The 13388-nt window shown below is 48.2% G+C and carries 16 protein-coding genes and 1 tRNA gene; 1 reads left to right on the plus strand and 16 read right to left on the minus strand.

The window, feature by feature from the left end; genetic code table 11:
- Nucleotides 1–44 precede the first annotated feature (44 nt).
- The 6 genes from C5O19_RS17690 to C5O19_RS17715 form a co-directional block, all read right to left on the minus strand.
- A complete protein-coding gene (locus tag C5O19_RS17690) occupies nucleotides 45–926 on the minus strand; it encodes a MerR family transcriptional regulator (RefSeq protein ID WP_104714915.1) in 882 nt (293 codons plus the stop codon).
- 235 nt (nucleotides 927–1161) lie between these two features.
- A complete protein-coding gene (locus C5O19_RS17695) occupies nucleotides 1162–1821 on the minus strand; it encodes a carotenoid biosynthesis protein (protein ID WP_104714729.1) in 660 nt (219 codons plus the stop codon).
- A gap of 59 nt (nucleotides 1822–1880) precedes the next feature.
- Nucleotides 1881–1956: transfer RNA gene (locus C5O19_RS17700), tRNA-His, on the minus strand.
- Between the two features lie 108 nt (nucleotides 1957–2064).
- A complete protein-coding gene (locus tag C5O19_RS17705; protein WP_104714730.1) occupies nucleotides 2065–2673 on the minus strand; it encodes a superoxide dismutase in 609 nt (202 codons plus the stop codon).
- 107 nt (nucleotides 2674–2780) lie between these two features.
- Nucleotides 2781–3197, minus strand: a complete 417-nt coding sequence (locus tag C5O19_RS17710) for a nucleoside deaminase (RefSeq protein ID WP_104714731.1) — start codon at nucleotides 3195–3197, stop codon at nucleotides 2781–2783.
- Nucleotides 3198–3233: 36 nt separating this feature from the next.
- Nucleotides 3234–4121, minus strand: coding sequence for a PE-PGRS family protein (locus tag C5O19_RS17715; protein WP_133163387.1), 888 nt, complete (start codon nucleotides 4119–4121; stop codon nucleotides 3234–3236).
- A gap of 140 nt (nucleotides 4122–4261) precedes the next feature.
- On the opposite strand from C5O19_RS17715, the gene C5O19_RS17720 reads away from it, so the two are divergent.
- Nucleotides 4262–5758, plus strand: coding sequence for a DUF4301 family protein (locus C5O19_RS17720; RefSeq protein ID WP_104714733.1), 1497 nt, complete (start codon nucleotides 4262–4264; stop codon nucleotides 5756–5758).
- 64 nt (nucleotides 5759–5822) lie between these two features.
- On the opposite strand, the gene C5O19_RS17725 is transcribed toward C5O19_RS17720, so the two are convergent.
- From C5O19_RS17725 to C5O19_RS17770, 10 genes are all read right to left on the minus strand, one after another.
- Nucleotides 5823–6209: a RidA family protein gene (locus tag C5O19_RS17725; RefSeq protein WP_104714734.1), complete on the minus strand. Its 387-nt coding sequence runs from the start codon at nucleotides 6207–6209 to the stop codon at nucleotides 5823–5825.
- A 13-nt stretch (nucleotides 6210–6222) separates the two neighbouring features.
- Nucleotides 6223–6867, minus strand: coding sequence for an SCO family protein (locus C5O19_RS17730; protein ID WP_317046506.1), 645 nt, complete (start codon nucleotides 6865–6867; stop codon nucleotides 6223–6225).
- 37 nt (nucleotides 6868–6904) lie between these two features.
- Nucleotides 6905–7300, minus strand: coding sequence for a hypothetical protein (locus tag C5O19_RS17735; RefSeq protein ID WP_104714735.1), 396 nt, complete (start codon nucleotides 7298–7300; stop codon nucleotides 6905–6907).
- Nucleotides 7301–7366: 66 nt separating this feature from the next.
- A complete protein-coding gene (gene recN, locus C5O19_RS17740; protein ID WP_104714736.1) occupies nucleotides 7367–9055 on the minus strand; it encodes a DNA repair protein RecN in 1689 nt (562 codons plus the stop codon).
- Nucleotides 9056–9116: 61 nt separating this feature from the next.
- Nucleotides 9117–9338, minus strand: coding sequence for a hypothetical protein (locus C5O19_RS17745; RefSeq protein WP_104714737.1), 222 nt, complete (start codon nucleotides 9336–9338; stop codon nucleotides 9117–9119).
- On the minus strand, nucleotides 9331–9768 hold the full coding sequence (locus C5O19_RS17750) for a GNAT family N-acetyltransferase (RefSeq protein ID WP_104714738.1): 438 nt from the start codon (nucleotides 9766–9768) through the stop codon (nucleotides 9331–9333). Before C5O19_RS17750 ends, C5O19_RS17745 begins: the two co-directional genes overlap by 8 nt.
- 22 nt (nucleotides 9769–9790) lie before the next feature.
- Entirely contained in the window at nucleotides 9791–10699 is a 909-nt protein-coding gene (gene porD / locus C5O19_RS17755; protein ID WP_243406436.1) for a type IX secretion system protein PorD, read from the minus strand.
- Nucleotides 10700–10720: 21 nt separating this feature from the next.
- Nucleotides 10721–11917, minus strand: coding sequence for a bifunctional phosphopantothenoylcysteine decarboxylase/phosphopantothenate--cysteine ligase CoaBC (coaBC, locus tag C5O19_RS17760; RefSeq protein WP_104714739.1), 1197 nt, complete (start codon nucleotides 11915–11917; stop codon nucleotides 10721–10723).
- A gap of 72 nt (nucleotides 11918–11989) precedes the next feature.
- Complete coding sequence (locus C5O19_RS17765) at nucleotides 11990–12310, minus strand: DNA-directed RNA polymerase subunit omega (protein ID WP_094815014.1); 321 nt, start codon at nucleotides 12308–12310, stop codon at nucleotides 11990–11992.
- Between the two features lie 32 nt (nucleotides 12311–12342).
- Complete coding sequence (locus tag C5O19_RS17770; protein ID WP_317046507.1) at nucleotides 12343–13293, minus strand: outer membrane protein assembly factor BamD; 951 nt, start codon at nucleotides 13291–13293, stop codon at nucleotides 12343–12345.
- Between the last annotated feature and the right edge of the window lie 95 nt (nucleotides 13294–13388).

A 13388-nucleotide genomic window follows, 5' to 3' on the forward strand; every position in this document is an offset into this window, starting at 1 on the left:
GAAAGATTGAGCCCGGCGTTTCCGTAAGAAAACGCCGGGCTTTTTTAATGATCGGCCAGTTGGATGAGCTCCTGAATGTCGCGGATAAATCGAATATTGGCCGGAACCAGAATGGGCCCGTGCGAGTGCTGATTACAGAGAATCAAAATCGTGGCTCGAGGAAAGGCTGCCGAAAATTTGTCCAGATACGCCTGAAATTCCTCGTAACCCGGCGGAATGGATTTAAAAATAGTGAGTAGATAATCGGGACTGTGCACATTGTACACAAAACCCAACTCTTCAAAAGGCAAACTTTGACCCAGGTAAACGACCTTGTGGTGCCGTGAGCGGATGATGTAATCGGCAAAAAGTAGAATTAGCTCCTGAAGTTCACCTTCTGGCAAAAAGAGTAAAAATTTTCGGGCTCCTTCGCGTTGTTTGTTCAGTTGACCATCAATGGCCACGATAATTTTTTGCCGAATTAGATTAACGATAAAATGCTCCTGAGCAGGACCAATGCTGCTCGTCATCCAAAGCGTACTAATCCGGCTAAGAAAGGGATAAATGATGTTGATAATGAGGCTTTCGAAGCCAAATCGCAGGATATTGGTATTGATGATTTTTTCGAACTGGTCTTCGTCCAGATCGAGCATCGAAAGCGTAAGGGCGTGAATCTGATCGGGATAAGCCAGCTGACGTTCGGAAATGTCCATCACTTTCTGGTGGATGGCCTCCGTGGTCATCTTTGCTATTTCTGAAATTTTGTAACCGTGATCTTTGAGCTGGGCGATGTTCAACACCAGTTTTAAATCCTGTTCTGCATAGGTCCGAATGTTAGTATCGGTTCGTTTGGGTTGAATAATAGCGTAGCGTTGTTCCCAGATTCGTAGCGTATGGGCCTTGATTCCGGATAACTGCTCAAGGTCTTTAATCGAGTAACTGCTCATGGCCATGTACCTCAGAAAGCTGGAACTTTACAAACAGAGCATAAAACGTAAGTACCGACGATGCCTTCGGAGCGATTAATGCGAGTAAGGATTGATTGGTGAACGTGAACGTGAACGATAATGTTTGCAAGAGCTCTTCGTTAGCGGAGATTGAGCTTGCTAATTAAAAACCTCAGGGTTCTTAGAATTGTTTTAAATTTTAATAACTAATTGATTATTAAATATTTGTAGAAAATTATTGAAGAAGTAGCAGCAGACGGTGCGTGGCAAAGAAGAGAACCTGAAGCACAAAAAGGTAAGCCGCCAGGCGGTTCATTTTGGGAAAGCGAACGAACTCAAAAAGCAGGCAAAACACCCAGGCTACCAGAGCCCAGGCCAGGAAGTTCTGGAGCGGAATCTGTTCGTTTTTCCAGTGCCAGAAATCAAACCGAATGGCTACGGGCTCTAGTAGCACATCCAGAAAAACCATGCAGGCTGCCGCCAAGGTGGCCCGTACAGCCCTAGGCAAGGGCCGTTCCTGCCATAGCATACCCGCTCCGATGGTTAGAACCAGCCAGTTGAGGCCAATGGTTAAGGGTACTTCGAATACTTTCAAACCCAGCGTAGCTCCGTACCAGTATTCGCCGAAAATCACGCCCGTATGTACGCCTGCTACTTCCACGCCGTATCCCATCAAAAAGATGGACAGACAGAAAAGCCAGAACGAACGGGTAGGCGATTCCTGAAAAAGCAATAACAACACGCCGGTAGTAATCAAGTGAAAAGGAACCAGCAACCGGAATACATCTTCGCTAGCAGACATGTGAAGACCAACCAAACCAGTGATGTACATCAAAGCCAGGATCAGCCGAATGATGGGCTCATAAGAATGCAGGCGGGCAAGCAAGGTTTTCATAGAAGAAGGCGGTAGCAATAAAAAAACCTGACAAGTTAAACTTATCAGGTTTGACAGGAGGGAGAAAGACGGGGTTCGAACCCGCGACCCCCAGAACCACAATCTGGTGCTCTAACCAGCTGAGCTACATCCTCCGTTTCGAGCTACAAATATAGCATATTCAAAAACTAAAAAGCAAGTACTTGCGGTAGAGGGACGGAAGAAAAAATTTGGAATTCTTCCTTCTTCCGTCCCTGTATCGACTTATTTCGCTGATTGATAGTTAGTTTCAGCAACATCCCAGCTTACTACATTCCAGAAGGCATCGATGTAATCCGGGCGTTTATTTTGGTACTTCAGGTAATAGGCGTGTTCCCAAACGTCCAAACCGATGATGGATTTGCCTTTTTTCTCGGCTACGTCCATCAGTGGGTTATCCTGATTAGGCGTTGAAGTCACGGCGAGTTCGCCGTCTTCACCCACGATTAACCAAGCCCAGCCAGAGCCAAAACGACCCGTAGCGGCTTTTTTAAATTCTTCTTTCAAGGCATCAAAAGAGCCAAATTTGGCATCAATGGCCTTCGCTAAATCACCCTTGGGGCTACCGCCGCCGCTGGGAGAAAGAATATTCCAGAAAAATGTATGATTCCAGTGACCACCGCCATTGTTCCGTACAGCGGGCGATAACTGACCTACGTTCTTGAGAAGATCTTCCAGTGTTTTTCCTTCGAGTTCAGTACCGGCAACGGCATTGTTGAGGTTGGTAACGTACGTCTGGTGGTGACGATCATGGTGAATCGTCATGGTTTGAGCATCGAAGTGGGGCTCTAACGCGTCTGCCGCATAGGGAAGAGGAGCAAGTTCAAAAGCCATAGCTGGTTGAAAATTAGGATTGAAAATAGGAATAAATGTCTATTCGTTTTAAAAAGGCATTCCAAGGGTTAAAGAGTTCCAGGGCTATCGGAATTTTACAGGAACCGCTAAAACTGACGTAGTTTACGGAAAAACTCGACGAGCTGGGCTTCGGTTTCTTCCCGCAAAATACCGCTGGTAACGCGGGTTTTGGGATGCAGCAAAGAACCGGCTTTCGAATAGCCTCTTTTTTCATCGGCTGCTCCGTACACCAGTCTTCCCAATTGAGCCCAGTACAAGGCTCCGGCACACATCACGCAGGGTTCGAGGGTTACGTACAGCGTGCAGTCGCGGAGAAACTTCGATCCCAGATGTTGCGTAGCGGCCGTTAATGCCAGAATTTCCGCATGAGCCGTCACATCTTTCAGGCGTTCCGTCTGGTTACTGCCTTTTCCAATAATACGACGGTTAGAAACGACTACGGCCCCCACTGGAATTTCACCGGCGTCAGCCGCCTCTTGAGCTAGCTGCATGGCTACCGCCATGAAATATTCATCACTTAAAGCCACAGAAGAGCGTTTTTATTTGCGGGGATAAAAGTACAAATGAGCCCGAATATTATTCCGATCTTCACTCAGGGTATAGTAGCCGGAGCGGTCCGTAGCAAAAGCGATTGCTTCGCCCTGGGGTTCGGGAAAATAGGGCATCACCCGGGCCGAACGCTGCATGGTTTGAGCGATACTTTCACCCGCGTTTCGTTTCCAATAGTACACGGTGAGATAATCTTTCATAAGGATTTCCTGACCATCGGGCGAAATATCAGCGGCGGTAATGGTACTTTGGGAAAGGCTGGCGACGGTTTCCGCCGTAATCACTTCCGTGGTTGATTGCGGGTAAGGCAGACGGTACAAGTGAGTACCCGAAGAAACCTTGGAGATGATGTAAATATCCAGCGTTTGAGGATCCACCATCAGGGCTTCCGCGTCCCACTGACCATCGGGATAGCGATAGGTAATGCGTTCAACGTTGGATACGGAAACGTTTCCCGACAATGTTGCCGGATTTGGCTCCGGGAAACGGTAAATGGCATGGGTGGAATACTGGTTGAGGTTATCGCCCGTATCGCCTACATAGAGCGTGGGGACTCCATCCCGAACGGCCGCGGCCATATCTTCCCAGTCGAGATTGGTGGCATTTTCTACCGTGACGGTGGCTTTCCACTGGGCATTGGTCGCATCCAGTAGAAAAATGCGGTTGGGGTCACCGGAATCGTTGTGCGTCCAGATAAAATTGGGCTGGTGCCGACTGACCGCAAGGCCCGAAGCTTCGTATATATCAGCATTATTGAGCACCCCCCGACTCACCGCTGAGCCGAAAGAAGTGTTTTCCGAAGGCCCCGGAAACAGCTGATCACAAGCGGTAAAACCGACGAGTAAGCCTAAAAAAATAATCAATCGATAAGAAGTCATAGCCTTGGGGTATTTTTCAAAAACTTTAACCATTATTTACAGTTAATTCGTGTACTTAAGTGTCTATTTTTAACCAGAATAATTCCTAGCTGTTTCTAATCACCGTCTTATTTTTCAGCCTCAACGTTTCCTAAGTAATCATGTTTTCTACCAAAGATTTAGAGCAAATTGAAGCCAAAGGTATTGAAGTCCAAACGGTTGAAAGCCAGATTCAATACTTCGTCAATGGATTCCCCTGGATGAATCTAACCCGTGCCGCTACCCCTAAAGACGGCATTCTGCAATTATCGGACGAGCAAATCCAGGCCGCTCTGGATACCTACGAAACTTACGTACCTACCTTACGGATTGTCAAATTTGTACCCGCTTCAGGAGCTGCCACACGGATGTTCAAATCCTTGTTTGGATTCCTGGAGGGCGGAAAATCGGATAAGTCAGTCGATCAGTTTTTTGAGCGGTTACCGGCGTTTGCTTTCTATGACGACTTGAAAGCAGCGCTAGCCAAAGACGGTCTTGACATCGAAACGGCGGATCAGCAAACCATTGCGGAATACTTCCTCACGGGCAAAGGTCTGGATTATGGTTCATTGCCCAAAGGATTGTTGAAATTTCACCGCTACGCCGAAGAAAATCGTACCCCGGTGGAAGAACACCTGGTCGAAGGAGCAAGCTACGCTCGTTCCAAAGGCGAAGTAGCCATTCATTTCACGGTATCGCCCGAGCATAAGGCCAAATTCAAGGAACTGATCTCGGAGAAAGCTCCCGAATACGCCGAGCGGCACAACCTGAATTTTGTTATTGATTTTTCAGAACAAAAAGCCTCTACCGATACCATTGCGGTTAATCTGGACAATACGCCTTTTGTCGATAAGAATGGCGGCCTGTTGTTCCGTCCGGCGGGTCACGGTGCCTTGCTGGCTAACCTCAATGACGTAGAAGCGGATCTGGTATTTATCAAGAACATTGATAACGTTGTACCGGATCGCCTTAAAAATACAACCACGATTTACAAAAGGGCCATCGCCGGGACGTTACTGCAAACGCGGGAACGCATTTTCGGTTATTTAAACCGACTCGACAGTGGAGACACGAGTCAGGCGTTAATGGCGGAAATCGATGAGTTCTTACGCCGCGTCCTGTGCGTAGAGCCGGTAGAAGGTTTCTACGAATGGTCCGTTGAAAAAGTAGTAGCGTATTTCCGTACTAAACTGAACCGACCCATCCGGGTTTGCGGCATGGTACAGAACGTAGGCGAGCCGGGCGGTGGACCTTTCTGGGCCAAAAGCTCCGATGGTACTAGCCAACTGCAAGTGGTAGAGTCCGCTCAGGTAGACATGGATGATGAGGAACAGAAGAATAAATTCCTGAAAGCGACGCACTTTAATCCGGTAGATTTGGTCTGCTCCTGGACCGATTACACGGGAAAAGCCTTTGATCTGTTGAAGTACCGCGATCCGCAAACGGGCTTTATTACGCAGAAATCCAAAGATGGCAAAGACCTGAAAGCTCAGGAATTACCCGGACTTTGGAACGGTTCCATGGCCGATTGGAATACGCTGTTCGTAGAAGTACCCCTGATCACCTTCAATCCGGTGAAAACGGTAAACGATCTGTTGCGTGACGAACACAAAGCATAAGTCTAAACGGTATAGAGCATAAAAAAAAGGCTGACCTCAGAGTCAGCCTTTTTTTGTAGAAATGTTATGCTACTACTGCCGTAAATTCAATTTCAATCAGATACTCCTGAGCGACCAGTTTCCGAATTTCGTACATGGCCGTTACCGGTTTAATATCTCGGAAAAACTCACCGTGAGCCCGCCCAATGTCGTCGAATTTGCTGATATCAGTCGTAAACATGCGGGTACGTACGACGTCGCTCAGACTGGCTCCGGCTTCTTCCAGAACCTTCGCAATACGCTCAATGATATTTTTGGTTTGAGCGTACGCATCGTCGGCCCGTACGGTTTCACCATCGACAATGGCAACTGTACCGGCGACTTCAATGAGATTGCCGATTCGTACGGCCCGGCAGTAACCGACCCGATCTTCCCAGGGTGAACCCGAGAGAATATTCTGACGTGAAGACATGAGGGAATGAACGTTAGTTTTCTTTTTTGAGTAATTCAATCGCTTCGGATACTTCGCCGACCACTTCATCTTTGGTACCATCGTAAATACCCCGAATGCGTCGCTGCGGATCGACGACGATGAAGGCACCGCTGTGGAGTAATCCACCGGGTTCATCGGAATCTTCTTTAGCCGATACAAAATAGGCGTTTTGTCCGATGTCAAAAATTTCCTTGCGGTCGCCCGTCACAAAGTACCATTGTTTTTGTCCGTACACACCCAGATCCGTCGCGTACTCTCTCAAACGTCCGACGCTGTCCCGTTTAGGATCGATGGAGTGGGAGAGAAACATGACCTGGGGATCCTCTTTAAATTTCTGATACAGCTTTCGCATTTCCATCGTCATTTTCGGACAAATGGTGGGGCAGGTGGTAAAGAAGAAATCGGCGATGTAAATCTTACCCGTAAAATTCTTTGCGGTAACCGTATCCCCGTACTGACTGGCAAAAGCAAAATCAGGAATCTGATGGTATACCGTATCGGTTATGGTTTTACCCTCGACTACGCGGGTTTGCACGCCATTGCGAGGCCCTAAAATGGGTAGACGCGACGATTCTGACTGACAGGCTAGTACTAAAGTGATGGCCAGCATCAGGCAGGCAACGGAATACATTTTCATAAGAAAAACCTGGGAACCGGTTCTAGGTGAAAAGAACCTACTTTTTCAAAAACGCTTTGGCGGCGGCTACGCTGCTGTTGGTTTGTTCTTCAACGGCCGTGACTTTCTTTTTTTCCGCCTCCAGATAAACCCGGCCCTGATCAGCGGATAAATCCAGTAAGGTATCTCCGTTGTAGTTGGCCATCCAGTCGTTCATGCCTTCTTCGGCCTTGGTCAGGGCCAGAATCAAACTGTCGCCTTGGGCACGCGTGGTAGTATCCTTGGCCACCTGTTGACGAATGGCTTCGCGAAGGTCTTCAATCTGCATGTACGGACCCATGATTTTATCATGCATGCCTTCTACTTCTTTCTGAAACTTGCTTAAATCTTCGCTGGGGGGATTTTGGCAGGCCGCTAGAGATACGCCCAGGGCCAGGAAAAGATATTTTTTCATACGCCTGTAGTTGGGGAAAAATAAAACGAAAAGAGCGAGCTTATCCACTGGGTGCTCGCTCTTTCCCTACAAATCAAGTTTATAATTGGTTCGCTGAGTCATATTTTGGGACAGCAGCTCACGAGCGTTATCCACGATGGCTTTGGATGGTTTTGCCCCGCCGATCATCTGAGCAATTTCCTGTACGCGTTCTTCCGTACTAAGCTGACGAATCCGCGAAACCGTACGATCCGCCGAATGATCTTTGTAGACGAAATAGTGGGCATTGCCCTTGGCCGCAATCTGGTGCAGGTGGGTGATGGCAATGAGCTGGTGACCATGGGCCATATCCAGCATCATGTTTCCGACTTTGATGGCAATTTCACCGGAAATACCCGTATCGATTTCATCAAAAATAATCGTAGGCAGGGAACGCTTGTTGGCCAGAATGTACTTGACGGCTAGCATCAGACGGCTAAACTCACCGCCCGAAGCCACTTCCCGCAACTGCCGGGGTTGCATGCCTTTGTTGGCCGAAAAGAGGAAACTAACGGTATCAATTCCCTGACTGCCGGGCTTGCCCAGTTGATGATCCACGACGAGGCGGCCATTGGGAATACCCAGATCCGCCAGTAAACCCGTAACTAAATCATCAATTTCATTGAGTACGACTTTGCGGGAATCGGAAAGTTCCCGGGCCGTGTGTTCCAGTTGCTCCCAGGCCTGATGAGCCGCGGTTTGAGCCGCCGCCAGATCCTCATCCAGATTGAGCACTTTGGCTACTTTCTGTTCCAGGCTGGCCTGAATTTGCAGCAAGTCGGCAATCGTAGTAACGTTATGCTTTTTCTGAAGATTGTAGAGCAGACTCAGGCGTTCCTGCACGACGGCAATTTTCTCGTCGTCAAGCTCCACGGATTCTTCTTCTGACTCCAGGTCAGCTACCACGTCTTTCAGTTCAATTAAACAACTCTGTACCCGGTCGCGAAGCTGGGCGTATTCGGTTCCATAGGTACTAATCGCTCCCAGGTTCCCAACCACACTCTGCATCCAGCCAAGAATACTTTGTTCCGGATCATTGAGGTAACCGACGGCAGCCGCCAGTCGTTGCTTGATTTCTTCGGCGTTTTCCAACGTCGTCAGTTCGCGTTCCAGTTCGGTTTGCTCGTTGGCTTGAAAGCGTCCTTTACTGAGTTCGTCGAGCAGAAAAGAATTGTAGTCAAACTCTTTACGGATTTCCTTAGCCTCCGCCTGCAGGCGGTCATAGGCTTCCTGTTTTTTACGGAATTCCCGAAAATGTTCTTTATACCGATCCAGAATGGCCGTATTCTGGGCGTACGTGTCGACAATCTGAAGCTGGTATTCCTGTGAACCCAGCAGGACGGAATCGTGCTGGGAATGCACGTCCATCAGCTCGGAACCAACCCGGCGTAAGGTTTCCAGATTGACGGGCGTATCATTGACAAATGCCCGCGATTTTCCCGAAGGACTAATTTCCCGGCGAATGATACACGTGGTATCGTAATCGATTTCCTCTTCTTCGAAAAGAGTTTGAATAAAGTAGCCCGAAATATCGAATTGCCCCTCAATAATGCACTTTTTGGAAGGGTCCCAGAGTACTTTGGTATCAGCACGGTTGCCACGTAATAAACCAATGGCTCCCAGCAAAATGGATTTACCCGCTCCTGTTTCACCCGTAATGATGTTGAGTCCGCCATTGGGCGAAAGCTCGAGCGATTCAATCAGAGCATAATTCTGTATGAGCAGATTTGAAAGCATGAGTCAAAAGAGGATCACCTTCGAACTTCAAAGGTACAAAAGGATGGTGGGCTGTTAAATACTAAAAAGCGGTAGTCTTATCGTACACAATTTCCTCAATGTCCCGCACGGGGTAGCGGCGTTCGCGTAACAGACCGTCTTCCAGAATCAATTCCTGGTTTTCCTGGCCCAACAGTCGTCCCGCATACGTAACGCCATTGCGTAAAACTACGTTAAGGTGTTTGCCCGTAAGTCCGGGTAGGGCGGGGTCGGTGGCTGGTAGTCTGACTAGTCGTTTACCCATGGTAAGTCATTACGTAATGGTGTTTAATTTCTGCGGTACATACCAACCCGTGTCGTTCGTAAAAGCGGCGGGCGGATTCATTAACCTGCAGGACGGTTAGCTGCAAAGGTAAAGCTCGTTGCCGGGCTTCAGCCTTTAATTGTTCCAATAAAACCGAACCAATTCCCTGATTCTGAAAGGTAGGTAATAAATACAGTTCCGACAGAAAAATTTCATCCGTCCGCCGCTCTACCCGGAGCGTGCCCACGGGCGTTTGGTCCTGACAAATGATCTGCGTAAGCGACTGCTGGTAGGTCTGTTCAAAAAACTCCCATTGAATCCGCTCGTACCAAGCTCCCCAGGTTTCTACCACATACAATCCTAGGGCTTTCTTCTTGACGAAATAAGCCCAATCTCTGTCTTCCGTAGTAGCCTGGCGAAGCGTAATCATAGAGGAGAAGAACGAAGAATTCTTACTTGGTAAGTCTTCGATACGAATCCGTTTTGGTGGGATCGAGTTGGGATAAGACCTGAAACGCCTGCGTTTTTTCGGCCGCCGTACCCTGAGAAAATACCTGAACGATTTCTTCGGATTTGGCGTCAAAAAAACTGTTAATCAAAATAGAAGTAGGTTTTAGCTGGATGACCTGCCGGATGTCATTAAGGACGCCGAGAATGTTCTTCCGGGCCTGATCGGGTTGATCGCTGAATGCATCCATGGAAAGCCGGTGGTACGTGTACAACCCTTCCCGAAAGGGAATCATCTGCTGATTCTGGAGATTTTCTACTAACCAGTACCGACTTCGCTGATCACCCCGCTGATCCCAGCCGGAAAAACCACCATTGGAAGCCAGATTGGCTACATTATAGGCCCGCTGAATCCAGGCTTCACCACCGCGTTTACCGAATGAATCGTAGTCCAGAGCCAGCGCAATGTAGCTGTAATAAGCTAACATGGACGTAAGGTTATCCGAGAAAACGTTATCATTAAAATTCAGCGGATTTTCGGGCAGGTATTTAAAGGAAAACGCCCGATCCACGTACCGAAGCAGTACACTTTCATAGTTAGTACCAAAAATGGGGCGGTTCACCTGAATAATGGCTTGTCCTTCGTAATCACCCTGGGCCGTAGCCTTCTGAAGATTGATGGAAATATCCAGGTGAATTTTTTCTTCTTGCCGAAACTGATCATTCGTCCAGCGGCGGCCGTTCACAAAGTCCGTCATGGCCCGCTGCAGTTCGCCGTAAATCTGCTGAGCGTTGTTGGCTTGCTGGTTTACCCGTACCTGGTCCGTTCGTAGCGTAATGTTACAGGCCAGTTCCTGAGCGGAGGCCGCACCCAGCATGGCCAGCGTACAGAGAATGGAAAGCAAATATTTCATAAAGAACACGGGGATGGATGCTTACAAATACGCGGCAATGGCCTTTAAAATATCATTGGCCACTTCCGCCTTACTTTTTAATGGATATTCCGTCAGTTGCTGGTTACGATCAATGACTGTGATCTGATTGGTATCATAACCAAAGCCGGCACCCGTATGGTTTAACGAATTTAGGACGATTAAGTCAAAATTCTTACGGGTTAATTTTTCCCGGGCATTCGCCACTTCATTCGTCGTTTCGAGAGCAAAGCCAACGAGCAACTGATGCGAACGCTTTTGTTGCCCCAGGGTAGCTGCAATATCAACGGTTTTACGCAGTTCAATGGTAAAGCTTGCTTCCGTTTTTTTGATTTTTTGTTCTGCTACTACCGTTGGGGTATAGTCCGCTACGGCTGCCGCCAGTATCGTTACTTCCTGTTGAGCAAAGACTTCCTGACAGGCTTCGTACATTTCCTGGGCCGAGCGTACCTGACGCAGCGTCACGGAAGGATGCGGCGAAGCCAGAGCCGTGGGGCCGCTGACCAGCGTTACCTGGGCTCCCTGAGCGGCCAGCTGCCTAGCCAGTGCGTAGCCCATTTTCCCGGATGAATGATTGGAAATAAAGCGTACGGGGTCGATGGCCTCCTGCGTTGGGCCTGCCGTAATGAGCACTTTCTTATTTTTCCAGGGCGTTTGAACAAAATGGTTTTCCACTACAGCTACCAGTTCTTCGGGCTCGGCCATCCGTCCTTCGCCGATCAAACCACTGGCGAGTTCGCCGTAGCCTGCCTGAACAATAGTGTTGCCAAACTGCTGAAGTCGGTTCAGGTTTTCCCGCGTAGCTGGATGATGGTACATATCCAGATCCATCGCCGGAGCCCAATACACCGGGCAGCGGGCCGACAGGTACACCGCCATCAATAAGTCGTCGCAGTGTCCCTGAGCCGCTTTGGCCAGCGTATGGGCCGTTGCCGGAGCAATGATCAGGAGATCAGCCCAAAGGCCCAGTTCCACGTGATTATTCCAGACCCCCGTCGTATCGTTCGCTACAAACGTCGTATATACCGGTCGTTTGGAAAGCGTGCTCAGCGTGAGCGGCGTAATAAAGTCCTGAGCTGCCTGGGTCATCACTACCTGTACTTCCGCACCCGCTTTGATCAGTAAGCGTACGAAGGAAGCTGTTTTGTAAGCGGCAATACTGCCCGTGACGCCCAGTAAAATTCGTTTTCCCGTCAGCATAAGCTAAAAAGTCTACTAATAAAAAACCTCCGCACTTAGACAAGCACGGAGGTTTTCCCAAAGCCAAGAAGATTAGTCTTCGCTCGGTAATTCACTCCGGTAACGCCAGTTTACGCGTTCTTCAATGTACTCTTCAATAGCCAGAGAAGCGGGCTTGGGCTGACGCTCGTAATGTTTGGAAATTTCGATCTGTTCGCGGTTCTCGAAGATTTCTTCGAGGTTATCCACCGTAGAAGCAAATTCAGAAAGCTTTTGATTGAGTTCTTCCTTTTGCTTCACAGACAATTGTTTCGCACGAGACGCCATGATGGCTACTGCCTCGTAAATATTGCCGTTGGTTTTAGCGGCCAGTTTGTCCGTGTCGCGAGTAACGATAGAAGGATTCGCGGGCATATCTTTACTAATTTAATGGTTACGTAATGGAATTAATTCGAAGAGCTACCACTGCCTAAACGTCCCGTGTTGGCCGGTTGGTTGTTTTTCTCTTTGTCTTTCTGAGCGGCTTTTGCCAAACGCTCCTGTTCGGCCAGATCAGCCGATTTTTTAACGGAAACTTCGTAGAAACGTTCCGCTTTTTTCAGAAGCTTGCTGTTGGGATACGTATCCACAAACTCCTGATAGTACTTTACTACGTCGTCGTAACGCTCTTTTTGCTTGGTGTACAAGCTGTTCTGAGCAAAATCGTACTGGGACTGTACCTGTAAAAACGCCAGTTCTTCGTTATAATCCGAATCAGGAAATTCCTTCTTGAAGTTGTTTACTGCGTACACCGCCGAGCGATAATTCTGCAAGTTGGTCGGACTGGTTTTATAGTACAGTTTGGCCCGTTCGTAGGATTTCTTTTCCAGCTTCTTCCGCGATTCTTTAATAATTTTGGAAGCTTCTTCCACAAATTTACTCTGCGGATACGTGTTAATGAAGCTTTGCATGGCATCCATTGCCGTCAGCGTACTGGCCTGATCCAAATAATACGGCATCGACGCCCGGTAGGAAGCATACGAACTCATGTATAACGCTTCTTCGGCATTCTCGCTTCGGCCAAAGGTTTCGTAGAAACGCTTGAACTGAAACGAAGCCACTTCGTACTGCTGAAGGTGATAGTTACAGTAGGCTTCGTAGAACGTAGCCAATTCCTGCTGATCGGAGCCTTTCAAAAGGGGCTTGAGTTCTTCAAACAGTAGTACGGCTTTATCGTAATCGCCTTTTTTGTAATACGTCAGGGCGGCCTGGTATTTCTGTTCGTCAGTACCCTTTTTACGAAGTTTTTCAAAATTCCCGCAGGAACTAAAAACTAGCGTAATGCCCAGAAAAAGAACTAAATACCGAATAGTCTGCATAAGTCCGCAAAGATACGTCTTTCCTGTTAGAGTTAACAAGGCTTCCGTAGGTTTTTAAGAGAGTGGAGAGACTTGGTAACGAAAAAAGCAGACGTTTCGTCACTCCGGCAGACTACTAAATACTATTTTTTTTG

This window comes from Siphonobacter curvatus (assembly GCF_002943425.1).
Lineage (GTDB): Bacteria > Bacteroidota > Bacteroidia > Cytophagales > Spirosomataceae > Siphonobacter > Siphonobacter curvatus.